Source organism: Phenylobacterium conjunctum (assembly GCF_042679085.1).
GTDB lineage: Bacteria > Pseudomonadota > Alphaproteobacteria > Caulobacterales > Caulobacteraceae > Phenylobacterium > Phenylobacterium conjunctum.
Map to the genome: position 1 here is coordinate 1 of NZ_JBHTLQ010000022.1, position 24971 is coordinate 24971.

The following is a 24971-nucleotide window of genomic DNA, read 5'->3' on the forward strand; positions in this document are numbered from 1 at the left end:
TCGCGCCCCCGGCCGCCGCCCCGGCCGCGGCGCCCGCGCCCGCGCCGGCCGAAGCGGAGATCCCGCATTGAGCCTGTCGGCCGCGCGCCCGCTTGATCCCTGGCGCTGGCTGGGCCTGACGACGCTTCAGGTCATGGCGCTGACCATCCTGTTCGGCGCGCCCTTGCGGTTCTGGGGCCTGCCCCTGCCGGAGCCCGTGTTCGCCATGGTGCCGGCCTTCGCCTGGGCGGTGATCCGCCCATCGATGATCGCCCCCTTCGCCCTGTTGGCGCTGGGCCTGTTCATGGATCTGCTCTGGGGATCGCCGCTGGGCCTGTGGGCCCTGTCGCTGCTGGTGGCCTATGGGGCGGTGCTGTCGGGCCGCAACATGCTGGTCGGCCAGAGCCGGCCGATGATGTGGGCCTGGTTCGCCGCCGCCTGCGCCGTGGCCGAACTGGCCGGTTTCCTGTTCACGCGGCTCGACGCGCGGGCGTCGCCCAGCCTGATCGGGCTGTTCTGGCAATTCCTCGCCACAATCCTGCTCTATCCGTTCGCGCACCGACTGATTGACCGGTTCGAGGACGCCGATGTCCGGTTCCGATAGGGGGCCCGCTGGAGCGGAGCGATGAGCGAGCCCTCAATCTTCTTCACCGAGGTCAACGAGCGCCAGGGGGTGTTCCACCGGCGCGCCTTCCTGCTGGGCGGCCTGGCCGGGACGGGGCTGCTGGCCCTGGGCGGGCGGCTGGCGCACCTGCAGATCGTCGAGGCCCAGCGCTATGAGAAGCTGTCGGCCTCCAACCAGTTCAATTTCCGCCTGGTGCCGCCGCCCCGCGGCCTGATCGTCGACCGCAACGGCGTCGTGCTGGCGACCAACCGGCCCAATTTCCGGCTGTTGGTCGCGCGGGAAGAGCACAACGATCCCAAGGCGCTGCTGACCAGCCTGGCGCAGTTCGTGCCCCTGGATGACGCGCGGCAGAAGCGCCTCTTGGTGGACATCAAGCGGGCGCCTCGCCAGACGCCGGTGGCGGTGATGGAGGACATGACCTGGGAGCAGTTCTCGGCGATCAATGTCCGCGCGCCGGAACTTCCCGGCGTCACCGCCGACATGGGCGAAGTGCGGGTCTATCCGCACGGCGGCGCCTTTGCGCACGTCATCGGCTATGTGGCCAAGGTCAATCGCGAGGACATGACGCCCACGGGGCCGAACTCCGAGCCGATCATGCTGCACCCCGGTTTCCGGATCGGGCGCCAAGGGGTCGAGAAGGCCTTTGACCTGGACCTGCGCGGCCGGCCCGGCGCGCGCAAGATCGAGGTGGACGCCAACGGCCGCGAGGTGCGCCAGGACTCGCAGGGCGACATCCCGGCGACGCCTGGCCAGGAAATCCAGCTGACCCTGGACGCCGACATCCAGGCCCGAGCCCTGGACGTGATGGGCGAGGAGAGCGGCGCCATCGTGGTGATGGACTGCCGAACCGGCGACTTGCTCTGCATGGTCTCGGCGCCCAGCTTCGACGCCAACCGGTTCGTGAAGGGCGTCGCCCCGGCCGACTACAAGGCGCTGTCGGAATACGAGCGCAAGCCGTTGCTGAACAAGGTGTTCGGCGGCACCTATCCGCCCGGCTCGACCTTCAAGCCGACGGTGGCGCTGGCGGCGCTGGAGAGCGGCGTTGATCCCGAACAGCGGGTGCTGTGCACGGGCGCCTGGCGGTTCGGCGGCCGGACCTGGCGCTGCTGGGAGAAGGGCGGCCACGGCTCCCAGAACATGCACGACGCCATCAAGAACTCGTGCGACATCTATTTCTACCAGACCGCGCTGCGGATCGGTCCCGACCCCATCGCCAAGGCGGCCAACGCGCTTGGCTTCGGCCAGACCTTCGACATCGGCCTGCCGGGCCAGAAGAAGGGGGTCGTGGGCTCGCGGGCGTGGAAGCGCAAGGCGGTGAAGCGCGAGCCGGTCTGGCAGCCGGGGGACTCGGTCAGCTACGGCATCGGCCAGGGCTATGTGGCGGTGAACGCCCTGCAGCTGGCGGTGATGACCGCGCGCCTGGCCAACGGCAAGAAGGCGCTCAATCCACGGCTCATTAAGTCGGTGGGCGGGCGCGAGCTGAAGCGGGGCAATGCGGTCTCCGACCTGCCGTTCCAGCAGCCACACCTGGACTATGTGCGCGGCGGCATGATCGCCGTGGCCAACGACGTGCGCGGCACCGCCTATCGGCAGAGCCAGCTGGGCCTGGGCGACGTGATGATGGCCGGCAAGACCGGCACGGCCCAGGTGCGCAGCTACGACAACCTGACCTCGCGCAACAGCGCCGCCTATCAGTGGAAACTCAAGGACCACAACCTGTTCGTGGCCTTCGCGCCGGTGGATGATCCGCGCTACGCGGTGTCCGTTATCATCGAGCACGGCGGCCTGGGCGGGGCGACGGCGGCCGCGCCGCGGGCGCGGGAAGTCATGCGCGTCGCCCTGCTGAAGGACCCGGAAATCCGAGCCCGGATCGAGAAGCCGACCCCGCTGCCGGAGCTGGACCCCAACGCCACGGGGGTCGAAGGCGCCGCGCCAGACGCGCCGATGGTCGAGACCCCGCCGCCGCCAGGAACGCCCACATGACCGTAAGCGCCCTTTCCCGTCCCGGCGAACGGGACCGGCTGATCGTCAAGTTCAGCGAGATCGACTGGCTGTTCGCCCTGGCGCTCAGCCTGATCGCCGGCGCCGGCGCCCTCATGATGTTCTCCATCGCCGGCGGCTCCTGGGAGCCCTGGGCCGGGGCGCATCTGTTCCGCTTCGGCCTGTTGGTGGTGGCGATGGTCGTGCTGGCCATGGTCGACCTGCGGGTCTGGTTCGGCATCGCCTATCCGCTCTACATCATCGGCCTCTTGTTGCTGATCGCGGTGGAGGCGGTGGGCGACGTGCGCCTGGGCGCCCAGCGCTGGCTGTCGCTTGGTCCGTTCAGCTTTCAGCCGTCCGAGGTGATGAAGCTGGGGATCGTGCTGGCCTTGGCGCGCTTCTATCATGGGGTGTCGGCGGACGACGCCCGGCTGTCCTGGAAGCTGCTGATCCCAGCCGCCATGATCGCGGCGCCGGTGGTGCTGGTGTCGCACCAGCCGGACCTGGGCACCGCCATCCTGATCGCCCTGACTGGTCTGACCGTGGTGGTGCTGGCCGGGCTGTCCTGGAAGATCATCGTGGCCGGGATCACGGCGGCGATCGCGGCGGTCCCGCCGATGTTCTTCTTCGTGCTGCACGACTATCAGCGCAAACGGATCGAGACCCTGATCAATCCGGAAAGCGATCCGTCGGGCTCGGGCTATCACATCCTGCAGTCCAAGATCGCCTTGGGCTCCGGTGGTTTCCTTGGCAAGGGGTTTGGCCTGGGCTCGCAGAGCCAGCTGAACTTCTTGCCGGAAAAGCAGACCGACTTCATCTTCGCGACCCTGGCCGAGGAGTTCGGCTTCGTCGGCTGTGCGACCGTGCTGTTCCTGTATGGGGCGGTGATCTTCATGGCCCTGCGCACGGCGGGGGTGGCGCACTCGCACTTCGGACGGCTGTCCGCCGCAGGGGTGACGGCGACCTTTGCGCTCTATGTGCTGATCAACGGGGCTATGGTCATGGGCCTGGCGCCGGTGGTGGGGGTGCCGATGCCGCTCTTGTCCTATGGCGGCACCGTGATGATGACGGTGATGATCGGCTTCGGCCTGGTCCAGGCCGTGCGCGTGCACCGCTATTCCGAGGTCACCAGCGGCAAGGGCTCCTTCCTCTAGGACAATCTTGCGGCGTCCGGCCAACCGCCCCAAGAGTTGTGAAAACGGGGAGGACGCCAATGACCGACTACAGGATGATCGACGCCGGAGCGCTGAAGATCCGCGCGGTGGTGGAAGGCGAGGGGCCCCTCGTCATCATGGTCCACGGCTTTCCGGAGAGCTGGTATTCCTGGCGCCACCAGATCGGCCCGGTCGCCGCGGCGGGCTTCACGGCCTGCGCCATCGACGTGCGCGGCTATGGCGGCTCGGACAAGCCGCATCCGGTGGACGCCTACGCCCTGGCCCCGATCATCGGCGACCTGGTGGGCGTGGCTGACGCCCTGCAGCCGGGAGCGCCCGCCATCCTGCTCGGTCATGACTGGGGCGCGCCGATCGTCTGGAACTCGGCCCTGACCCGGCCGGACAAGTTCCGCGCGGTGGGGGCGCTGTCGGTGCCGCACATGGGCGTCGCCAACCGGTCGTTCCGCGAGATCTTCGACGCCTTGTTCACGGCCAAGAACAAGTTCTTCTACCAGGCCTATTTCCAGAAGGAGGGCGTGGCCGAAGCCGAGGCTGAGGCGAACCCGCGGGATTTCCTGCGCAAGTTCTACTACGCGATCTCCGGCGACGCGCCGGTGGGCAGCTGGCCGAACGACAAGACCGCCGACGCCAAGCTGCTGGAGGGTCTGGTCGACCCTGATCCGTTCCCGGCCTGGCTGACGCCGGAAGACCTCGACTACTATGTGGGCGAGTTCACCGCCTCCGGCTTCCGCGGGCCGATCAATCGCTACCGCAACCACGACCTCGACTTCGAGTGGCAGCAGGCGTTCAAGAATCGCAAGATCGAGCAGCCGGCGCTGTTCATCTCCGGCACGCGGGACCTGGCCTTCAACATGCTGGGCGGCCCCGACCCCATCCAGGTTATGCGCCAGCACGTGACCAACCTGCAGGTCGCCGAGGTGCTGGAAGGCTGTGGTCACTGGACCCAGCAGGAGCGCCCCCAGGAGGTCAATGACCTGCTGATCCCCTGGCTGAAGGGGCTGTAGAAGGGGTTGCCGTCCCTGAGGGAAGGCCTGTCATCGTCCGCGCAACAAGAGATAAGCGGAGGAAGACATGACCCCAGCGGATGATCAGGCCGCCGTGAGCGCCGCCCCGCCGCCCTTCAAGCCCCTGGCCCAGAAGCCACCCTCGGTGAAGGTCGAGGCGCGGCCGGACGGCTCCTACATCGTCTCCTCGAACCACCCGCCGGCGGAGGGGCCTAAGTCCATCGCCCAGCTGCTGGCGGATCGGGCGGCGGCCCATCCCGAGCGGCCCTACCTGTTGCAGCGCGAGCCCGGCCACGGCCCGTGGCGCGGCGTGACCTATGGCGAGGCCAAGCAGGCGGCGGACTCCATCGCCCAGTGGCTGATCGACCAGGGGCTGACGGCCAGGGACAGCGTCATGGTGCTGTCGGGCAACGGGCTGGACCACGCCCTGATCATGCTGGGCTGCTATACGGCCGGCGTGCCGATCGCCCCGATCAGCCCGGCCTACAGCCTGATCTCAACCGACCACGCCAAGCTGAAGCACTGCTTCGCGACGGTGAAGCCGAAGGTGGTCTACGCCCAGGACGGGGCGATGTTCGCGCGCGCCTTCGAGACCCTGAAGGCCCTGGACCCCAGTCTGCGTTTTGTCGTGTCCCAGGGCGGCGGGGAGGGGATGCACGACATTTCCGAACTGCTGGCCGTGACGCCGACGCCGGCGGTGGAAGCCTCCCGCGCCCGGCTGGGCCACGCCGACATCGCCAAGTACCTGTTCACCTCCGGCTCGACCGGCATGCCCAAGGGGGTGCCACAGACCCATGGGATGATGGCGGGGGTTATCGCCGGTCAGCAGGGCCTGCGCACCGACCTGGAGGAACCGGCGGAGCCGACCCAGTCGCTGGAGTGGATGCCCTGGAGCCATATCTCGGCGGGAAACATCAGCTTCAACGGCGTGCTGTGGGGCGGCGGCACCCTCTATCTCGACGAGGGCAAGCCGATACCGGGGCAGTTCGAGACCACCATCAAGAACCTGTACGAGGTCTCGCCGGCGGTGTTCGGCTCGGCGCCCATCGCGTTTGGCATGCTGGCCGAGGCGATGGAGAAGGACCCAGCGCTTCGCAAGTCGTTCTTCAAGAACCTCAAATACATGGGCTATGGCGGCGCCACCCTGTCCAACGACATCTATGAGCGGATGCAGGCCCTCGCCATCGCCGAGACCGGCCACCGCATGCCGCTGACCACCATGTACGGTGCGACCGAGACCCAAGGCATTACAGTGGTGCACTGGGCGACGGAGCGGGTGGGCCTGGTGGGTCTGCCCCTGCCGGGGGTGACGCTGAAGCTGGTGCCCAATGGCGGCAAGCTGGAGGTGCGGGTCAAGGGCCCGACGGTGACCACCGGCTATCACAACGACCCGGCCAAGACGGCGGAGGCCTTTGACGAGGAAGGCTTCTACAAGCTGGGCGACGCCGCCCGGTTCCTGGATCCGAAGGACCCGAACCAGGGCCTGGTGTTCGATGGTCGGGTGACCGAAGACTTCAAGCTGGACAGCGGCACCTGGGTCTCGGTCGGCACGCAGCGCCCCGACGTGCTGGCCGCCGCCAGCCCCTATCTGCAGGACGCGGTGATCGCCGGGCAGGACAAGCCGTTCATCGGCGTGCTGGCCTGGCCGTCGGCGGCCGGCATGGCCGCGGCCCAGGCCGCGCCGGGCGTCGGCGGGCCGCTGGAGAAGCTGGCCGGGCTGGTGGCGGAGAAGCTGCGGGCGTTCAACGCCGACGCCGGCGGATCGTCGCGGCAGGTGGGCCGGTTCGTGATCATGGCCGAGCCCCCGTCCATCGATGCAGGCGAGATCACCGACAAGGGCTATGTGAACCAGCGCGCCACCCTGGAGCGCCGGGCCGACCTGGTGAAGGCGATCTACGCCAATCCGCCGGGCGCGGGCGTGGTGGTGCTGAGAGGGTAGGCCGCCGCCAAAACTCTACAGTCCTCGACGGGCGCCGGCCCTTGTAGCTTGCCGGCGACGGTCGGCTTCGGTCCGGCCAAGTGGGGGACGATATGCTGGTACGGGGCCTTGCGGCGCTCGCGGCAGTGAGCTTGAGCGTGAGCGCGTTGGACTGGGCGACGCCGTTGGGCGTGCCCGATAAGCCACCGGTCTGGGACAAGGCCAAGCCGGTTGGGCTGCCGGGGGCGTCTGCGACCTTCACCGAGGCCCAGCTGCATGACCGGTTGAAGGCGGTGGACTGGTTCCCGAACACCCATCCGCCCATGCCGAAGTCGGTGGCTAGCGGGCGTGGCGGGGCGGGCGCCTGCGGATTCTGCCATTTGCCGGACGGCGCTGGTCGGCCGGAGAACGCCGCCCTGGCGGGGCTGTCGGCGGACTACATTCAGGAACAGGTGGAGGCCTTCGCGGCGGGCCAGCGCAAACCGCTGGATGGCTCATGGACCCCCAATGTGCTGATGACCAAGACCTCGGTGGAGGCGACGCCGGCCGAGGTGAAGGCGGCGGCCCAGTATTTCAGCCGCCTGAAGTTCGTCTCGCATGTGCGGGTGGTCGAGGCGGCCCAGATCCCGCGTGCCACCGAGAAGGTCTATGTCTACAGCCTCGACAAGAGCCGCACTGAGCCGATCGGGGTGCGGATCATCGAGGCGCCGGACTCGCTAGAGGCTTTCGAGAAACGGGATCCGCGTCTGCGCTACACCGCCTATGTGCCGCCGGGCGCGATCTTGGGCGGCGCGGCCTTGGCGCGCACCGGTGGGGCGGCGGGGCAGCCTTGCGCCGCGTGTCATGGGGCGGGGCTGAAGGGCGGGATTGCGCCGCCCCTGGCTGGACGATCGCCGAGCTACATCGCCCGACAGCTGTTCTCGTTCCGGCAGGGGATGCGGAACAGTCCGGCGGGCGCGGCCATGGGGCCGGTCACGGAGCGGCTGAGCAACCGGGACATCGTGAACCTGGCCGCCTACGCCGCGTCCCTGAAGCCCTGAGCGGCGTCCGCTAGAGCGCCAGGGCCTGGTCGGTCGCGCGGACCAGGGCGTCGACGATGCCGGGTTCGGTGGAGGCGTGGCCGGCGTCCCAGACCACTTCGAACCGGGCTTCCGGCCAGGCGGACTTCAGGTTCCAGGCGCTTTCCATCGGGGTGACCACGTCGAAGCGGCCCTGGACGATCCAGCCGGGGATGCCGCGGATCTTGCCGATGTTCTTCAGGATCCAGCCATCCTCGGGGAAGAAGCCCTTGTTGGCGAAGAAGTGGCACTCGATCCGGGCGAAGGCGATGGCGAAGTCGATCTCGTTGAACTTCGAGGGCCGGGCCTCCGGGCCGCGAATGGAGATGGTGTCGCCTTCCCACTGGCTCCAGGCGGCCGCGGCCTCAGCCTGGACGCGGCGGTCATGGTGCGTCAGGCGCTTGTGATAGGCGCTGATCATGTCGCCGCGCTCGGCTTCCGGGATCGGGGCCACGTAGCGGGACCAGGCGTCCGGGAACAGGAACGAGGCACCGTCCTGGTAGAACCAGCCCAGCTCGCGCTGGGTGAGCAGGAAGACGCCGCGCAGCACCAGGGCCTCGACCCGGTGCGGATGGGTGATGGCGTAGGCCAGGGCCAGGGTGGAGCCCCAGGAGCCGCCGAACACGGTCCACTTCTCGACGCCCAGATGGATGCGCAGGCGCTCGATGTCGTCGATCAGCGACCAGGTGGTGTTGTCTTCCAGGCTGGCGTTGGGGCGGGACTTGCCGCAGCCGCGCTGGTCGAACAGGGCCATGCGCCACTTCGACGGATCGAAATAGCGCCGCATGGTGGAGTTGATGGCGCCGCCCGGGCCGCCGTGCAGGATCACGCACGGCTTGCCGTTCGGATTGCCGCATTCCTCATAGAAGATTTCGTGCGGCCCGCCGGTGGACAGCCACCCGTGAGCGAAGGGCTCGTTCTCAGGAAACAGGCCCCGGCGATTGGCCGAGGAGGAGACGGCGGGCGGCGGAGAATAGCGTTCCATCCCCCGCATTAGAGCGCGTTAGAGAAGGGGCGGGAAGCCTCTGGCGGGTCCCGCCCCCAACTTTCGCACAGTGTGCTCGCAAGGTGTCGGTCAGGCCGGGAAGCGGCGGCCCATCCAGTCGATGAGGATGCGGTTCACCTCGTCCGGCTTTTCCTGCTGGGTCCAGTGGCCGGAGCCCTTGATGAGCACCTTTTCCAGGTCGCCGATGCGGTCTTCCATGCCGTCGGCGGCCGATGGCGGCAGGACGGCGTCGAGCTCGGCCATCACCATCAGGCAGGGCAGGTTGTCGATCCGCGTGGGCAGGTCGGCCGAGCGTTCCCAGTTGCGGGTGAAGTTGCGGTACCAGTTGATGCCGCCGGTGAAGCCGGTGCGCTCGAAGCTTTCGACGAAGAAGGCGAGTTCTTCGGGCTTCAAGAGCTGGCCTGTGGTGTCGGACTTGTCCCATTGGGCGAGCAGGTCGCGGAAGGCGAAGGTGGACTGGCCCTCGGCCGCCTGGCCGGTGGGCTCCAGGGCGTTCTGCTTCGGCGGCTCCAGGTCGGCGATCATGGCGTCGGCCCGGCGCATGAAGAAGCGGATAGTCTTGTCGACGTCCTTGCCCAGGGCGGCGTCGGCCTCGCCGGGCTTCTGGAACCAGACGATGTACATGTCCTCGCCCAGGGCCATGCGCATCAGGGCGATGGGGTCCATGGGCTGGCGCTGCATGAAGGGGGTGTTGAGGCCGATGACGCCGGCGGACCGCTCCGGGTGCATCAGCGGCATCATCCAGACGATCAGGCCGCCCCAGTCGTGGCCGCAGAACACCGCCTTCTGAGCGCCGACGTGATCCAGCAGGCCGACCAGGTCGCCGGTCAGGTGCTCGAGGTCATAGTCGGTGACGGCGTCGGGGCGGCTGGTCAGGCCATAGCCGCGTTGGTCCGGCGCGATGGCCCAGATCCCGGCCGCCTCGCAGGCGCGCAGCTGGTGGCGCCAGGAAAAGGCCAGTTCCGGAAAGCCGTGGCAGAAGACGATGGGCGTGCCCTTGCCGCGCGGGCCGACCTCATAGAAGGCCATCCTGATTCCATTGACGTCGGCGTACTGGACCGGCGGCATCTGGGCGGCGTTTGCGTCGGACATTGGCGTTTCCCCTGTTTGTTGCGCGCATCTTTGCGGGCTTCCCGGGCGGCAAGGCAAGAGATGGTTGCGAGACGTTCCCTTCTCGCCTCCGGCCGGTAGAAGGGGATTATGAACCACGCCGATGACAGCCGCGCCGCCGACAAGGTCCCCTGGGGGCTGGTGATCCTGCTGGGCGCGCTGACGGCCTTTGCGCCCATGTCCATCGACATGTACCTGCCCAGCCTGCCGGCGATCGGCGCGGACCTGCGGGCGGACGCCGGCCTGACCCAGGCGACGGTAGCGGCCTTCCTGGCCGGCATGGCGATCGGCCAGTTCTTCTATGGCCCGGCCTCGGACCGGCTTGGCCGGCGCGGTCCGATCCTGCTGGGGGTGACCATCTATGTGCTGGCCTCCATCGCCTGTTCCCTGGTCACCTCCATCGAGGGCCTGATCGCCGCCCGGTTTGTCCAGGCCCTGGGCGGGTGCGCGGGCGCGGTGGTGGCGCGCGCGGTGGTGCGCGACCGGTTCAACCACACCGAGACGGCGCGGATGCTGTCCCTGCTGACCCTGGTGATGGGGCTGGCGCCGGTTCTGGCCCCGCTGCTCGGCGGCGCCGTGCTGGCGCTGGGCGGCTGGCGCGCCAACTTCATCGTGCTGACCCTGTTTGGCCTGGCGGTCGGGGCGGCGGCCTTCTTCCGCCTGCCGGAGACGCGATCGGAGGCGACGGCGGCCCACGCGCGGACCGAGAACCCGCTGCAGGCCTATCTGGCCCTGCTGGGTCAGCGGCGTCTGATCGGCTACGCCCTGGCCGGGGCCCTGAACGGGGCGACCCTGTTCACCTACATCTCCGCCTCGCCGGAGCTGCTGATCGGGACCTATGGAATCTCGCCCCAGGCCTTCGGCTGGGTGTTCGGCCTCAACGCGGCGGGCCTGATCGGGGCGGGGCAGGTCAATCGCCTGGTCCTGCGCCATCGGACCCCTGACCAGGTGCTGTCAGCCGCCAGCCTGGTGGCGGTGGGGATCGCGGTGCTGTTGCTGGTGGCGGCGCTGACGGGGCTTGGCGGGCGCTGGAGCGTCCTGCCGCTGCTGTTCCTGCTGCTGGCCAGCTACGGCTTCATGCAGGGCAACACCATGGCCGGCGCGCTGAATATTGACCCGCTGCGAGCGGGGTCGATCTCGGCCCTGATGGGGGCGGCGAGCTTCGCCACCGGCGCCATCGCCTCCAGCGCCACCGGCGCCTTCCACGATGGCACGCCCCGGCCGATGGCGGCGGCGATGTTCGTGGCCCTGGCGGGCTCGGCGCTGGCGCTGCGCTTCCTCGCCCTGCCGGGTCGGCGTCAGGCCGCGGGCTGATCCGCGTCCCGGGCGGCCCAGGCCAGGATCGCCCAGCCGATCAGGAACAGGACCCCGCCGATGGGCGTGATCGCGCCCAGCCAGCGCGGCGCGCCGAAGGCCATGGCGTAGAGGCTGCCTGAGAAGAACACCACGCCGGACAGGAAGAAGGCCGGGGCCAGCCGCGCCCGCTTCGCGCCGATGTTCATGAAGGTGGCGCAGGCGAAGGTCGCCATGGTGTGCATGAAACCGTACTGGGCGCCGGTCTTCAGCCACTCCTTGGCCTGGGGATCGGCGACGCCATGGGCTGCGAAGGCGCCGACGGCGACGGCGATGAAGCCCCCGACGGCGGCGAGGGTCATCCAGGTGCGGCGGGTCCAGGCCAAGGCGGCGTCCTTCAGTTCCAGAGCCGCGGGCGGCGGCTGTTCCAGGGCGCTTCTTTCTCAAGTTGCGCGGCCAGGCGGAAGAGGGTGGCTTCATCGGCGTAGCGGGCGGTGAACATCATGCCGATGGGCAGGCCCTGGCTGTCCTGTTCCAGGGGCAGGGAGAGGGAGGGCTGGCCGGAGAAGTTGAACGGCGGGGTGAAGGGGAAGGCCTCGCCCTGGCGGCGGTTCACCTCCACAGGTTCCAGGTTCACCGGGTCGATATGGCCGACGCGGGGGACCGGCGTGCCGAGCACCGGACAGAGATAAACGTCCCAGTCCTCGAAGAAGCTCAGGGTCTGGCGGTTCATCATCCGCAGTTCCTGGAGGGCGTAGATGGCCTGGGCGCCGGTGACCTTGCGCCCGCCCTTCAGCGAGGCCCAGGTCAGGGGCTCAAGCTCGTGCGGCTCGGGTTCGCGGCCGACCTCCTCGATCAGGCGCTGCATGCCGGCGGCGAAGTTGGCGCCGGAGAGGGGCGCGCGGGCCGTGTAGAGCTTGCGGTAGTCGATGCCCAAGCCCTTCTCGACCACCTCGTGGCCCAGGCCCTTGAGCAGGGCGGCGGTGCGCTCGAGCGCGGCCTGGATCTCCGGGTGGATGGGGCGCCCCGAAGGTGTCTCTGGCGACCAGGCGATGCGAAGTTTGCCGGGGCTGGCCAGGATTTCTTCCATGTAGGGCCGGGCCTTGGGCGGGGCGGGGTATGGCGCGCCGGGTTCGGGGACGCCGGTGGCGTCGAGCATGGCGGCGCTGTCGCGGACCGTGCGGCTGACCACATGGTCGACGACGAAGCCTGCGGCATAGTCATAGCCGTCGGGTAGGTTCGGGTTGCGGTCACGGGTGACCTTCAGGCCGACAAGGCCGCAGCAGGCGGCGGGGATGCGGATCGAGCCCAGGCCGTCGCTGGCGTGGGCCAGGGGGACCATGCCGGACGCCACAGCCGCGGCCGCCCCGCCGGAGGAGCCGCCGGAGATGTGGTCCGGATTCCAGGGGTTGCGGCAGGGGCCCAAGAGGGCGCTCTCCGTCGTGCCGGTGATGCCGTATTCGGGCGTATTGGTCTTGCCCATCGGGATCACGCCGGTGGCGCGATAGCGGGCGGTGAGGCCGCCGTCCTCGGCGTCGATGATGTGGGACGCAAAGCGGCTGCCCGAGGTGCGGGGCCAGCCGGCGACCGGCATGGCCAGGTCCTTGATCAGGAAGGGCACGCCCTTGAACGGGCCGTCGGGCAGGGGGCCTTTGGCGCGGTCGCGGGCCTCGTCGATGGCCGAATAGACCACGGCGTTGAGGCTGGGATTGTGGCGCTCGATCCGCTCGGCGGCGGCGTCGACCAATTCAGCGGGCGTGACCTCGCCCTTGGCCACCAGGGCGGCGAGGGCCAGGCCGTCGTGTTCGGAAAAGTCAGGCAGGCTCATCGGATCACCTCAGTTGCGCAGCCGCGAGCTTACCCGCACCCTGTCGCTCAGCAATGGGGGTGTGCGATGTCTGGAAGGTCATGGCTGGCGGCGGCGGTCGCGGTGGTGGGGCTGATGGGGGGGCGGGCGGAAGCTGCTTCGGCCAGCTTCAAGGACTGGACGGTCGTCTGCGACAATGTCCGACACTGCACCGCGTTCGGGTTCGCCAGCTACGAGGACGATACCCTTGGCTATCTGAGGCTGGAGCGCGATGGCGTCGCTGGCGCCCCGGTGCGATTGACTGTGGCGGTGGCCGACGAGGAGATGCGCGGCAAGGCCTGGACCCTGGCCCTCGATGGACAGGCCATCCCCGGTCTCGCCGGCCTGAAGGCCAAGGATCCGGAAGAGGGAACCTATCCGCAGGTCTCGCTCGACCCCGCGCAGGCGGCGCTGCTCGCGGGAAAGCTTGTCAGTGGGCAATCCTTGAAGGTGACGGGAGCCGAGGGGCGGGCCGGGCGGATCTCGCTCGCCGGAAGCTCCGCGGCCCTGCGCTGGATGGACGTTCAGCAGAAGCGCGCCGGGACCGTCACCGCCCTGGTCGCCAAGGGGGATCGTCCGGCCTCGGAAGTTCCGGCGCCTCCGGCCCCGCCCCTGGTGACGCCGGGCGTGATTCCGTCTCAGGAGGGCCTGAGCGACGTCCTGCCCAGGTCCGTGCGAGCCAAGTTTCCCCCCGAGTGCGAGCGCAACCTGACGAAAGACATGACCGATCCGATCGTGGCGCGGCTGTCGCCAGGCGTCGTGCTGTGGGGCGACGTCTGTTCCGTCGCCGCCTATCAGTCGACCTATGTGATGTTCCTGGCCGACGAGAAGGGGCGGAACCCACGTCCCCTGGTGCTGACCGACGCGGAGGGCCGCAGCCTTGGGTTTCCGGACATCGGGTTCGCCTTTGATCCTGAGCGCCTGACCTTGTCGAACTTCTACAAGGGCCGCGGGCTTGCCGATTGCGGCGGGGCTTCAAGCTGGGTGTGGGATGGCAAGGCGTTCCGCCTTGTGGAGGGGACCTTCATGGACCTGTGTCGCGGGCTGGCGCCGGACGACTGGCCGGTCTCGTACGTCTCCCGGTCCCAGTAGGCCTCAGAACATCCCGATCAGGGTGCTGAAGAAGGCGATCATGGCGGCGATGATCGCCTTGGACAGCACCGCCAGCACGAAGAAGCTGAGGATCGCCGCCATCCAGCCAATGATGGCGGCGACGCCGTCACGCTCGGCCCCGCCCATGGCGAAGGCGGCGATGGCGAAGGACGGCAGCATGTTGCCGAACGGGATCGGCAGGAAGACGATCAGCGACAGGACGAAGCACAGGGCGCCGACGATCCGGTCGCCGAGCGGGTTGTACATAAAGGTCAGACGCGGCCGCAGGCGACGCTCGATGCGCGCCAGATAGGGTGTCAGCTTGTGCGAAATGGTGCGGAAGTCGGACAGGCTGACCGTCCGGTCGAGCAGCACCTTGGGCAGCCACAGGGTGCGGCGGCCCAGCATCCACTGGAAGGTGATGAAGATCAGGGGCGCGCCGAGGATGGCCGAGACCCCCGGCGGCATGGGCAGGACCAGGGGCACGGCGAAGACGAACATCATCGCCCCGAAGGCCCGGTTCCCGAAGGTCTCCAGGATGTCGCCGACCGAGATCGTCTCCCGCGTCGAATCCTTGCCGATGAGGTCGAGGAGTTCGGAAACGCTGGAGGACTTGAGATGCTCGGACATGACCTGCTGCCGCTAGCACGGTCGACGCGCAGGGGAAAAGGCGGAACGCGCGCGCCGCGGCGATTGTGACGCTCGGTGACCGCAAGGCGACTCGGCTTAGGCGTGGGGCGTGATCTCGATGCCCGTCCGACTTGGCCTGTTCTACGCCGCGATCTTTCTCGGCAATGGGGCGAGCTCGCCCTACATGCCGGTCTGGTTCAACCACCGGGGCCTGAGCGGGGCGGAGATCGGCCTTATCCTGTCGGCGCCGATGCTGGCCAGGACCTTTACCGCCCCGATGCTGGCGGTCTGGGCCGACAGCTTCCGACTGCGCCGCACGCCCCTGGTGCTGCTGGCCCTGGTGACAGCCGCGACCTACCTCTTGATGGCCCCGCCGTTCGGGTTCGCCTGGTGGATGGTGGTGTGGTTCGTGGCGAGCTCGGTCTATTCCAGCTTGCCGCCCCTGCACGACGTGATCGTGCTCAATCGGGCCCGTAGCGACGGCTTCAACTATGGCTGGCCGCGGGGCATGGGCTCGGCGGCCTTTATCGTCGGCAATGTCGGCATGGGAGCGATCCTGACCAAGGGCTCGCCGGAGCTGGTGCTGGTCTGGATGGTCGTCGCCGTCCTGCTGACCGCCATCTGCGGGCGCTGGCTGATCCCGCCGGACCCGGTGCAGGCCGGGGGCGCGGTGCTGAAGCTGTCGGAGCGGCTGGCCGGGGTCGGCGACCTGCTGCGGGACCGGGACTTCATGCTGGCGGTGGTGTCGGTGGGCCTGATCCAGTCGGCTCACGCCTTCTACTATGCGTTCTCGGCCCTGACCTGGAAGGCGCAGGGGATTCCGGAAAGCCTGACCGGGGTGCTTTGGGCCATCGGGGTGGCGGTGGAGATCGGCTTCCTGTGGTTCATGGAGCCGTGGCGGCGGCGGATGGGGCCGCGGAACCTGTTGATCCTGGGGGGCGTCGCCTCGGTGGTGCGCTGGACGGCGCTCGCCTTTTCGCCGCCGCTCTGGCTGCTGTTTCCGGTGCAGGCCCTGCACACCTTCACCTACGCCGCGACCTTCCTGGCCTCCCTGGAGATCGTCGAGCGGCTGTCCAGCCGGGCCAACGCCTCGGCGGCCCAGACCATCAATTCGGCCCTGTCCGGCGGCATGCTCTATGGCGGGGCGCTGATCGCTTCGGGCGCGCTGTTCGATCAGGTCGGGGCCTGGGGCTATCTCGCAATGTCCCTGATGGCGGTGGCCGGCATCGCTGCGGCGATCCCCCTGTACCGCGTCGCCCGGCTGAACGACGCCGGCTGACGCAGGGTCAGACTTGCCCTGCGGATCGCGGGCGTGAGTATGCGCGCCAACAAGCTGATGGGAGGATGCGATGCGCGCGCTGGAAGTCTCTGAGCCGTGGGGTCCCGACCAGATCCGGATCGTCGAGCGGGAAGATCCCAAGCCCGGCCACGGCGAGGTGCTGGTGCGGATGAAGGCGGTGTCGCTGAACTACCGCGACCTCTTGATGATCAACGGCATGTACAATCGCGGCGCGGCGATCAGCGGGACCATCACGCCGTTTTCCGACGGTTGCGGGATTGTCGAGGCGGTGGGGCCAGGGGTGACCCGGGTGCAGCCCGGCGACCGGGTCTCGACCCTGTTCTTCCAGGGCTGGACCTCGGGGCGCGCGACGGTGGAGAAGCTGCTGACCTCGCTGGGCTCGCCGATCCCAGGCGCTGGCCGGGAGTTGGCGGTGTTCAGCCAGGAGGGGGTCTCCAAGGTTCCCGATTTCCTGACCGACGAGCAAGTCTCGACCCTGGCCTGCGCCGCCCTGACCGCCTGGCGGGGGCTGTTCGAGGATGCGCGGCTGGAGCCCGGCGACACGGTGGTGCTGCAGGGCACGGGCGGGGTCTCGATCTTTGGCCTGCAGTTCGCCAAGGCGGCCGGATATCGGACCGTGGTGACCTCGTCCTCGGATGAAAAATTGTCCCGCGCCAAGGCCTTGGGCGCGGATGTTCTGATCAACTACAAGACCACGCCGGACTGGTCCAAGCCGGTGCGGGCGGCGACCGGAGGCGTGGGCGCGGACTTCGTCATGGAGGTCGGCGGGGCGGGCACCATCCAGCAGAGCCTGAAGGCGGTGCGGATCGGCGGGCACGTGGCGATCATCGGCGTTGTCTCCGGCGCGGGCGAGGGCGTGAACCCGGCTCAGTTGATCGGCAACAATGCGCGACTGCAGGGGCTGTCGGTGGGCTCGCGGGAGATGTTCGAGGCCATGTGCCGGGCCATCGACCTGCACCGGATCAGCCCGGTGGTGGACAAGGTCTTCCCGTTCACTGAGGTGCGGGCGGCCTTCGAGGCCATGCGGGCCGGTGAGCATTTCGGCAAGATCGTCCTGACCTTCTGATCCACGAGCAGGTCCGAAAACCGCGAGACATCGGCTCCGGCGGGGCCGATGATCTGCGCATGGATCTCGACGACGACGCCTGTTACCGCGCCTTTTCGATGCGCGACGCCCGGCTGGACGGGCGCATCTTCGGCGCTGTCCGGACCACGGGGATCTATTGCCGGCCGATCTGCCCCGCCCGGACGCCGAAGCGCGAGAACATCACCTTCTACCCCTCCGCCGCGGCGGCGCAGGAGGCGGGGTTTCGGCCCTGCCTGAGGTGCCGACCTGAGACCTCGCCGGACCTGGGCGCCTGGAACGGCGCCTCCAACACCGTGACCCGCGCCCTGTCGCTGATCGAGCAGGGGGCGATGGACGGCGGCGATGTCGAGGCCCTGGCCGAGCGGCTGGGGGTTGGCGAGCGGCAACTGCGCCGGCTGTTCCGCAAGCACCTGGGCGCGTCGCCGGTGGCGGTGGCCCAGACCCGGCGGGTGCTGCTGGCCAAGCAGCTGATCCATGAGACGCGCCTGCCCATGGCCGAGGTGGCGCTGGCCGCCGGCTTCGGCAGCGTCCGGCGGTTCAATGAGACCTTCCAGCAGCTGTTCGGACGCCCGCCCGGCGCCCTGCGGCGCAGCGGCGCCCTTGAGCTGTCGGCAGGCGAGGGTGGGGCGGCGAGCCTGAAGCTGCCCTACCGGGCGCCCTATGACTGGGAGGCGATGATCAGCTTCCTGGCCGGGCGGGCCATTCCCGGCGTCGAGACAGTCAGCGCCCGGCGCTATGCGCGGACCCTGGCCGTGGGCGATGCGGTGGGCGTGGTGGTCGTCGAGCCCGGCGAGGGGGACTGGCTGAAGGTCACCCTGAGCTTTCCAAGGGTCGAGGTCTGGCCGGCGGTGATCGCCCGGGTGCGAAGGGTGTTCGACCTGGCCGCCGATCCCAACCTGATCGGGGCGCACCTGTCGGAGGATCCGGACCTGGCGCCCCTGGTGGCGGCGCGGCCGGGCTTGCGGGCGCCGGGCGCCTGGAACGGCTTTGAACTGGCGGTGCGGGCGGTGCTGGGTCAGCAGATCACCGTGACCGCGGCGCGGAACCTGGCCGGCCGCATCACCGCGGCGCATGGCGCGCCCCTGGACACCGAAGTGGCGCGGGCCAACGGCCTGAGCCGGCTGTTCCCGACCCCGCAGGCCATGGCGCTGTTGGATGTGGAGACCCTGGGCATGCCCCGAGCGCGAGCGCGGGCCCTGGTGTCCCTGGCCCAGGCCGCCGCGGCCGACCCGGACCTGTTCGGAACCCGTCGCAGCCTGGACGAGGCGGTGGCGCGACTGAAGGCCCTGCCGGGGATCGGGGAGTGGACGGCGCAGTACATCGCCATGCGGGCCCTGCGCGAGCCCGACGCCTTCCCGCACGCCGATATCGGCCTGATGCGGGCGCTGGAGGACGGGGAGGGGCGGCGGCCGACCCCGCTGGAGCTGCTGGCGCGGGCCGAGCGCTGGCGGCCCTGGCGCGCCTATGCGGCCTCGCACCTCTGGGCCTTTGATCCCGTTTACGCCCCACCCGCCCAAGGGACGCCCAATGCCGCCTGAAGCCTCCTTCCCTCGGGACCTGATCCTGTCGCGCCTGGCCTCTCCGGTCGGGGAGATCCTGATCGTCACCGATGAGGGCGAGGCCCTGCGCGCCCTGGACTTCCACGACTATGCGCCGCGGATGCGCCGCCTGCTCGCCCGCGGCTATGGCGAGCGCGAGACACGGGAGGGGACGGCGCCCCGCCAGGTCGCCGAGGCGCTGGAGCGGTACTTCGCCGGCGACCTGGCGGCCCTGTCCGGCCTGGCCTGGCGCACCAACGGCACGGACTTCCAGCGCGAGGTCTGGAGCGCCCTGACCACCATCCCGGCCGGTGAGACCCTGACCTACAAGGGCCTGGCCCAGCGGATCGGGCGGCCGGCGGCGGTGCGGGCGGTGGGGCTGGCCAATGGCGCCAACCCGATCGCCCTGGTCGCGCCCTGCCATCGGGTGATCGGCGCAGATGGCGGCCTGACCGGCTATGGTGGCGGACTTTCCCGCAAGGCCTGGCTGCTGGCCCATGAAGGCGCCCAGTTCAAGGCGCCTCATCCCGCAAGGTAAGCCCGCTGCATTGCGTCCGCCGTCCCCGCCGCTAGGGTGGGGGCGGACTCAGGTCCGAGGGGGTGCGCGTGAAGGTGATCATTCTGCTGGGCCTGTCCGGTCTGCTGCATCGGGGGCCGCCTGGACCCGCGGCGGTTCAGGACATCGCCCGGCCTGTGTCGGCGCCGGTCGCGACCCTCTACGAACTGCCGAACTTCCAGGGGCGGCAGATCACCCTGGAGGCCTATTCGGGCGACCTTTCCAACCTGAATTTCAATGACATGGCCCAGAGCGCGCGCTTCCAGGGGCGCTGGCGGATCTGCCAGGACAGCGAGTTCCGGGGTCGCTGCCAGGAGGTCGGCGGCGACGCCCCTGACCTGTCCAAGATGGGCCTGTCCCAGAAGATCTCGTCCCTGCAGGCCTATGAGGAGCGGGTCTGGGACAACGCGCCGCGCTGGCAGGCCAACGCCCCCTGGCCCGGCCCCCCGGCCGCGCGACCGATCCAAGCCGCCACCGGTGTGCTGTTTCCTTTTCCGAGCGCCATGGGGTGGGACATCGCCGCGAGCGGGGCGGCGGCCGCGGCCTTCTGCAAGTCCGCGGGCCTGGGCGCCGGGGCCTATTACGACGCCAGCCAGCGGGCGGCGCGCGCCCTGGACTATGCCGGCCGCTATGTGGGCGAGACGCCGGTGCTGCGGGACGTTCTCTGCCGCCGAAGCTGACGGCGCGGGCGCCGCGCCTTCATGACCGAAAATTCATGTTACCCAGCGTCGCGCTACGGCCCGGCTTCGCCTATAAGGCGCTGTGGAATCGTGTCGGGCGCGGGAGGGTTCGGTGCAGACCTTGACCGAAATCGTCGCCGCCGTCGTCGTCCACTCCTCGGCTGTGGCCTATTCCCATTTCGGCGTCACCCTCGAAGCCCCCCAGGCAGAGAAGCCCCCGGCGGCGGCCGAGAAGAGCGTGGCGCGCACTGTTGCGCCCAAGCCGGCGGTTAAGGTTGTCGCGCCGCGCACCTCCGCCCTGAACGCTCCTTTGTCCAAGGCCGCCCCGACCCAGGGCTGTCGCGACCGGGCCTGAGGCTCAAGGACGCGAGCTTTCCGCGACAATACGCCTCCAGAGCAAAAGATTCCGTCGCATGACGCTTTGCCTAGGGGCTGATCGCCGGTAATCGTTTCACTTGGGGCGCGAATTCGCGCGGGACGTGATGACCCGCCGCGGTCGCAGGTCGTGAGGCGCTTGAGCAAGTCCGCGTATGAAGATCAAGAAGCGGCGCCAGCCGGCAGATTTCCAGGCCATTTCGGACGAGGGCGTCACGCCTGCCGTCCAGGAAGCCGCGCCTGACGCCGTTCATGACGCTGCGCCAGCGGACCTGATGGAGGCCCGGCCCGATGAGGATCTGGCCCCGACGCCGCCGCCGGCTCTTGAGGCCCCGCCACTGAGCCAGCCCGCGATGTCGCACCAGGCTGCGCCCGCCGCCGCCGAGGCCAAGGCGGTGTCGCCGCGCGCGCCCATCACCTGGCCGGAGCCCTCCGCGCGTACGCCGCCGCCCGCCGCCATTGAGGCGCCAAGCGGCTGGCCGATCTATCTGGCGGCCTTCTTTGTCTCGGTGCTGTGGGCCTGTGCGCCGATCGCCTTCGCCTTCGGCTATCAGCGGGCGCGCTCGCCTTTCGATTTCGATCCCTTCGTCCTGACGGTGCTGGCCGCCATGGCCATCGGGCCGGCGGCCTTTGTCTGGATCGCCGCCTACATGGTGCGCCAGGGCCAGCTGCTGGGTCTGGAGTCGCGCCGCGCCCAGGCGCTGGCGGACCAGATGGTGACGCCGGCCATGGCCGCCGGAGCCCAGGCCGCGGACGTGGTCCAAGGGGTTCGCCAGGAAATCGAGCGGGCCGGCGCGGCCGCGGACGAGGCGCGCGAAACCCTGCTGGCCCTGCGCCAGGCCTTGGCCGTTGAAAGCGAGCGGCTGGTGGAGGCGGCGTCGCAGTCGGCGCGCACGGCCTCGACCCTGAGCGAGACCCTGGGCCGTGAGCGCCAGGAGTTCGGCGACCTGGCCCAGCAGCTGGACAAGCAGGCGGTGGCCGTCGCCGACGCCATCACCCAGAAGGCGCGGATGGTGGCTGAGGCCTCCGACCTGGCTGAGACCCAGATCCGCGAGGCCGAGGCGGCCCTGGCGGCGCGGGCTGCGGACCTGGCGGCTGCGGCCGGCGAGGCGAGCGACGCGGCGCGGACGGCGGGCGAGGACCTGACCCGGCACATCGCCCGTCTGGAGACCGCCGGCGTCGGCGTCACCGACCAGATTTCCCAGGTGGAGCGCAGCCTGACTGAGCAGCGCGCTGGCCTGGTGACCACGGCCCACGCCCTGCGGTCCGACCAGGAGGCGTTCGCGGCCCAGGCCGAGACCCACGCGGCCCAGCTGTCGGAGTTCATCTCCCAGGCCCGGCTGTCGGCGGCAGAGCTGGGCGACCGGGCGGTGAAGGGCGGCGAGGCCCTTCGCCAGCTGATCGCCGAGGCCGCGGACCAGTTCCGTGAACTGGCGGAATCCGCCGCGGCGGAGCGGGACGAGTTCGGCCAGTCGACCCTGCATTCCATGGAGGCTGTCTCCCAGGCCGCCGCCGAGGAGCGGGCGCGGCTGGAGGCCCAGACGCGGGCCGCCATCGCCGGCCTGGCCGAGGCCGCCGAGCAGACCCGCCTCGCCGCCGAACGCCACGCCGAGACCGCGCGCCAGCAGGTGGACCAGCTGTCTGAGGCCGCTTTCACCGCTGGCCAGCGCGCCAACCAGGTGTTCGAGACCCGCCTGGCCGAGGCGCGCGAGCTGATCGAAAAGTCCGCCCAGATGGTCGAGCAGGCCGGGGCGGCCACGGCCCGCAAGCTGGACGAGGGGGCGGCTGCCGCGCGCACCACCTTAGACGAGCTGGCCGGCATGATGGCCGAGATCGAGGCGCGGGCCGCGCGCCTGCCGGCGACGGCCAAGGGCCAGGCCGAGGAGGTCCGCCAGGCGGTCGCCGATTCCATCGACGAGCTGATGGACTATGCGCGGCGCACGGCGGACGAGACCCAGGCCATCGACATGGCCTTCCAGGAACGGGTTCGCCGCAACTATGAAATGCTGAGCGAGGCCGTGCGGATGATGGGCACGGTGGCCGGCGCGGCCGGCAGCTTCGCCACACCTGCGCCGCCCCGGGAGCGTCCTGCGCGCCCGGCCCGAACGCCGATGGCCCGGCCCGCGCCAGAGCCTGCATCGGCCTTGTCGGAGCCTGACGAGGACGATCTGGAGCTGGACCAGCCGATCACCCCGGCGCCGGAGGAACCCTTCCAGCGCCCGCGCCTGCGGCTGACCCCGACCGCCACCGACCGGGAGTTCAGCGATGTGTTCGAGCAGGCCACCGGCCGCGCGCCGCCCGAAGCCCCGAAGGGGCCTGAGGGGCGCGACGACTGGACCTGGAAGGACCTGCTGAGCGCCATGGATACGGGCGGCGGAGCGGGCCAGGCTGGGGGCGACGAGCCGCCCCTGGATGACACCCTGCGCGCGGATATTGCGGACCTGGGGATCGACCCGGCGGCGCTGTTGCCGCGGGCGCGGATCGACGAGATCGCCGCCGCCATCCAGGCCCAGGACTTCGACGGCGCCCGCGAGGTCGTGCGCCGGCTGGCCCCGGCCGCGACCCGGCGGCTGGCCCGCAAGCTGTTCTCGGACGACCGGCTGAAGCGCCGGGCTATCGCGCACCTGAACCAGCACCAGGACCTGCTGGCCGAGACGATTGAGCGTGACCCCGAGGGCCGGCTGGCGGCGGAGCTGCTGGCGACCGAGGCCGGCCGCGTGTTCCTGCTGCTGGATGCGGCGGCCGGCGACCTGATTTGATCCGGACCCTGCGCGTGCTGGACGAGCGCTGGCCGACGGCGCACGTCTTCACCATCGCCCGCGGCGCCAAGACCGAAGCCCATGTGCTGGTGGTGGAGATCTCCCAGGCTGGAGTCACCGGTCGCGGGGAGGCCGTGCCCTACGCCCGCTATGGCGAGACCGTCGAGGGGGCGATGGACACGGTCGAGCGCCTGCGGCCGGCCATTGAGTCCGGGGCGACGCGGGGCGAGCTGCAGGACCTGGTCATGGCCGGTGCGGCCCGCAATGCGCTGGACTGCGCCCTGTGGGACCTGGAGGCCAAGCTGACCGGACAGCCCGCGTGGAAGACCGCGGGGCTGGCGCGGTTGGACCCGGTCAAGACCTGCGTGACCTTGAGCCTGGATACGCCGGAGGCGATGGCGGAGGTCGCCCGAGGCCTACAGCGCCGACCGATGTTGAAGCTGAAGATCGGCGCAGCCGGCGATCTCGACCGGGTCGAGGCAGTCCGGGCCGCGGCGCCGAAGACCCGGCTGGTGGTGGACGCCAATGAGGCCCTGAGCTTCGAGGACCTGAAGCGGCTGGCGCCGGAGTTCGCGCGGCTGGACGTCAAACTGGTGGAACAGCCGCTGCCCGCAGGCGCCGACGAGGCGCTGGAGGGCTGGGTCAGCCCCGTGCCGCTGTGCGCGGACGAGAGCGTTCGGACGCGGCTGGAGCTGGAGACCTGCGCGCGGCGCTATGCCTGCGTGAACATCAAGCTCGACAAGGCCGGCGGCCTGACCGAGGCCCTGGCGATGAAGGCCCGCGCCGCGGAGCTCGGCCTGGAGGTGATGGCTGGCTGCATGGTCGGGACGTCGCTCGCCATGGCGCCAGGGGTGATCCTGGCCCAGGGCGCGGCCTTCGTGGACCTGGACGGACCGCTGCTGCTGGCCAAGGACCGCACGCCGGGCCTGAGGATCGACGGGTCGTTGATCCACCCGCCGGGCGCGGAGCTCTGGGGCGCCTAAAGCTAGAGAATGACGGCCGAGCCGTTGACCGAGACCATCAGCATCGAGCCGTTCGGCCCCACCGTATTGTAGTCGAGGTCGACACCCAGCACGGCGTTGGCGCCTATGGCGCGGGCCTCGGCTTCCAGGCCGCGCATGGCGTCGGCCCGGGCCTGGGCCAGGATGCGCTCATAGCCCTTTGACCGGCCGCCGATGAAATCGCGGATGGCGTTCATCAGGTCCAGCACCACATTGGCGCCCAGGATCGCCTGGGATGAGACCATGCCCAGGTGCTGGCGCACGGGCCGGCCCTCAATGAAGTGGGTGGTGACGAGCAGGACAGGTGTTTCAGACTTGGCCATGCCCAGAACATAGGGTGGATTGTGGTCGTCCGCGAGGGCGTCTCCCGCCTGAGGGGCAGGAATTGATGCGCGACTAGCCTGACGGGCGAAAAGCGGGCGGCTGGGCTTTGAGCCGAGCCCCGCATGCGGCATGGTGTTGGCGGTATCCCTGGGGACGGCTCATGATCCTGGCGCGGTCGCATATCGATCTGCACAACATCCGCAACAGCATCGAGCGTACGAAGAAGCTGTCGGACAATGTGATCGGGATTGGTCCGCTGGGAATCGGGCTCGACGGCCTGTTGACCTGGATCCCCGGCGCCGGCGAGCTGTACAGCCTGGGGGCGGGCCTGCTGCTGATCTATGACGGCGTGCGGGCGAGGGCCGCGCCGATGGTGCTGCTGCAGATGACCGCCATCATCGTCATCGACACCCTGGCCGGGGCGGCCAAGACCCTGGGCAAGCTGGCGGACGTGCTGTTCACGGGCCACAAATGGTCGGCCGACCTGTTGCTGAACCACATGGAAGACACGATCTATTTCGAGGGGTCCCGCAAGGACGTCCAGTCGAGCCCGGAGTACAAGGAGATCCTGTCGCGCATCCGGGCCGGCAAGGAAAAGCGCCGGGTGGTGTTTCTCGGTTAGCGGAGCCATGGGG

General features: G+C 69.6%; 23 protein-coding genes. 17 read left to right on the top strand and 6 right to left on the bottom strand.

The window, feature by feature from the left end; all coding sequences use genetic code 11:
• The 6 genes from ACFQ27_RS11055 to ACFQ27_RS11080 form a co-directional block, all read left to right on the top strand.
• A partial coding sequence (locus ACFQ27_RS11055) for a hypothetical protein (RefSeq protein WP_377353628.1) occupies positions 1–583 on the top strand: 583 nt, incomplete at its 5' end.
• 21 nt (positions 584–604) lie between these two features.
• Positions 605–2587, top strand: a complete 1983-nt coding sequence (gene mrdA / locus ACFQ27_RS11060) for a penicillin-binding protein 2 (RefSeq protein WP_374344834.1) — start codon at positions 605–607, stop codon at positions 2585–2587.
• Positions 2584–3738, top strand: coding sequence for a rod shape-determining protein RodA (rodA, locus tag ACFQ27_RS11065; protein WP_374344833.1), 1155 nt, complete (start codon positions 2584–2586; stop codon positions 3736–3738). The genes mrdA and rodA overlap by 4 nt, the downstream gene beginning before the upstream one ends.
• Positions 3739–3797: 59 nt before the next feature.
• Positions 3798–4763 carry an alpha/beta fold hydrolase gene (locus ACFQ27_RS11070; RefSeq protein ID WP_377353629.1) on the top strand — a complete coding sequence of 322 codons (966 nt, stop codon included), beginning with the start codon at positions 3798–3800 and terminating at the stop codon, positions 4761–4763.
• 67 nt (positions 4764–4830) lie between these two features.
• On the top strand, positions 4831–6702 hold the full coding sequence (locus ACFQ27_RS11075; protein ID WP_377353630.1) for an AMP-binding protein: 1872 nt from the start codon (positions 4831–4833) through the stop codon (positions 6700–6702).
• 137 nt (positions 6703–6839) lie between these two features.
• Entirely contained in the window at positions 6840–7721 is an 882-nt protein-coding gene (locus tag ACFQ27_RS11080) for a c-type cytochrome (protein ID WP_377353631.1), read from the top strand.
• A 10-nt stretch (positions 7722–7731) separates the two neighbouring features.
• Here the strand turns inward: ACFQ27_RS11080 and pip are convergent, their stop codons facing one another.
• Together pip and ACFQ27_RS11090 are read right to left on the bottom strand one after the other, a co-directional pair.
• The gene (gene pip, locus ACFQ27_RS11085) at positions 7732–8724 is read right to left on the bottom strand and encodes a prolyl aminopeptidase (RefSeq protein WP_374344829.1); all 993 of its coding nucleotides are present in this window, start codon (positions 8722–8724) and stop codon (positions 7732–7734) included.
• A 90-nt stretch (positions 8725–8814) separates the two neighbouring features.
• Positions 8815–9837 carry an alpha/beta fold hydrolase gene (locus tag ACFQ27_RS11090; protein ID WP_374344828.1) on the bottom strand — a complete coding sequence of 341 codons (1023 nt, stop codon included), beginning with the start codon at positions 9835–9837 and terminating at the stop codon, positions 8815–8817.
• A 108-nt stretch (positions 9838–9945) separates the two neighbouring features.
• Between ACFQ27_RS11090 and ACFQ27_RS11095 the strand changes: the two genes are divergently transcribed.
• Positions 9946–11169, top strand: coding sequence for a multidrug effflux MFS transporter (locus ACFQ27_RS11095; RefSeq protein ID WP_377353632.1), 1224 nt, complete (start codon positions 9946–9948; stop codon positions 11167–11169).
• Here ACFQ27_RS11095 and ACFQ27_RS11100 read toward each other — a convergent pair.
• Both ACFQ27_RS11100 and ACFQ27_RS11105 read right to left on the bottom strand, forming a co-directional pair.
• Positions 11154–11534 (bottom strand): DUF423 domain-containing protein, encoded by a 381-nt coding sequence (locus ACFQ27_RS11100; RefSeq protein WP_377353633.1) that lies wholly within the window; start codon positions 11532–11534, stop codon positions 11154–11156. The genes ACFQ27_RS11095 and ACFQ27_RS11100 overlap by 16 nt on opposite strands.
• An 11-nt stretch (positions 11535–11545) precedes the next feature.
• Positions 11546–12976: an amidase gene (locus ACFQ27_RS11105; RefSeq protein WP_374344825.1), complete on the bottom strand. Its 1431-nt coding sequence runs from the start codon at positions 12974–12976 to the stop codon at positions 11546–11548.
• A 66-nt stretch (positions 12977–13042) separates the two neighbouring features.
• Between ACFQ27_RS11105 and ACFQ27_RS11110 the strand changes: the two genes are divergently transcribed.
• Positions 13043–14086: a DUF1176 domain-containing protein gene (locus ACFQ27_RS11110; protein WP_377353634.1), complete on the top strand. Its 1044-nt coding sequence runs from the start codon at positions 13043–13045 to the stop codon at positions 14084–14086.
• 3 nt (positions 14087–14089) lie between these two features.
• On the opposite strand, the gene ACFQ27_RS11115 is transcribed toward ACFQ27_RS11110, so the two are convergent.
• Positions 14090–14716, bottom strand: coding sequence for an exopolysaccharide biosynthesis protein (locus ACFQ27_RS11115; RefSeq protein ID WP_374344823.1), 627 nt, complete (start codon positions 14714–14716; stop codon positions 14090–14092).
• A 118-nt stretch (positions 14717–14834) separates the two neighbouring features.
• On the opposite strand from ACFQ27_RS11115, the gene ACFQ27_RS11120 reads away from it, so the two are divergent.
• The 8 genes from ACFQ27_RS11120 (at position 14835) to dgcA (ending at position 23994) form a co-directional block, all read left to right on the top strand.
• Positions 14835–15995: an MFS transporter gene (locus ACFQ27_RS11120; protein WP_377353665.1), complete on the top strand. Its 1161-nt coding sequence runs from the start codon at positions 14835–14837 to the stop codon at positions 15993–15995.
• A 70-nt stretch (positions 15996–16065) separates the two neighbouring features.
• Positions 16066–17082: a zinc-dependent alcohol dehydrogenase family protein gene (locus ACFQ27_RS11125; protein ID WP_377353635.1), complete on the top strand. Its 1017-nt coding sequence runs from the start codon at positions 16066–16068 to the stop codon at positions 17080–17082.
• A gap of 59 nt (positions 17083–17141) precedes the next feature.
• Complete coding sequence (locus ACFQ27_RS11130) at positions 17142–18641, top strand: AlkA N-terminal domain-containing protein (RefSeq protein ID WP_377353636.1); 1500 nt, start codon at positions 17142–17144, stop codon at positions 18639–18641.
• Positions 18631–19179 (top strand): methylated-DNA--[protein]-cysteine S-methyltransferase, encoded by a 549-nt coding sequence (locus ACFQ27_RS11135; protein WP_377353637.1) that lies wholly within the window; start codon positions 18631–18633, stop codon positions 19177–19179. The genes ACFQ27_RS11130 and ACFQ27_RS11135 overlap by 11 nt, the downstream gene beginning before the upstream one ends.
• 68 nt (positions 19180–19247) lie before the next feature.
• Positions 19248–19877 (top strand): beta/gamma crystallin-related protein, encoded by a 630-nt coding sequence (locus ACFQ27_RS11140; protein ID WP_374344818.1) that lies wholly within the window; start codon positions 19248–19250, stop codon positions 19875–19877.
• A gap of 112 nt (positions 19878–19989) precedes the next feature.
• Positions 19990–20232: a hypothetical protein gene (locus tag ACFQ27_RS11145; RefSeq protein ID WP_377353638.1), complete on the top strand. Its 243-nt coding sequence runs from the start codon at positions 19990–19992 to the stop codon at positions 20230–20232.
• Between the two features lie 175 nt (positions 20233–20407).
• A complete protein-coding gene (locus tag ACFQ27_RS11150; protein ID WP_377353639.1) occupies positions 20408–23011 on the top strand; it encodes a polar localization protein TipN in 2604 nt (867 codons plus the stop codon).
• A complete protein-coding gene (dgcA, locus tag ACFQ27_RS11155) occupies positions 23008–23994 on the top strand; it encodes an N-acetyl-D-Glu racemase DgcA (RefSeq protein ID WP_377353640.1) in 987 nt (328 codons plus the stop codon). Before ACFQ27_RS11150 ends, dgcA begins: the two co-directional genes overlap by 4 nt.
• Before the next feature lie 2 nt (positions 23995–23996).
• Here the strand turns inward: dgcA and ACFQ27_RS11160 are convergent, their stop codons facing one another.
• Positions 23997–24335 (bottom strand): heavy metal-binding domain-containing protein, encoded by a 339-nt coding sequence (locus ACFQ27_RS11160; protein WP_374344814.1) that lies wholly within the window; start codon positions 24333–24335, stop codon positions 23997–23999.
• Positions 24336–24496: 161 nt separating this feature from the next.
• Here ACFQ27_RS11160 and ACFQ27_RS11165 point away from each other — a divergent pair, with 161 nt between their 5' ends.
• Positions 24497–24958, top strand: a complete 462-nt coding sequence (locus ACFQ27_RS11165) for a DUF4112 domain-containing protein (RefSeq protein WP_374344813.1) — start codon at positions 24497–24499, stop codon at positions 24956–24958.
• Positions 24959–24971 lie beyond the last annotated feature (13 nt).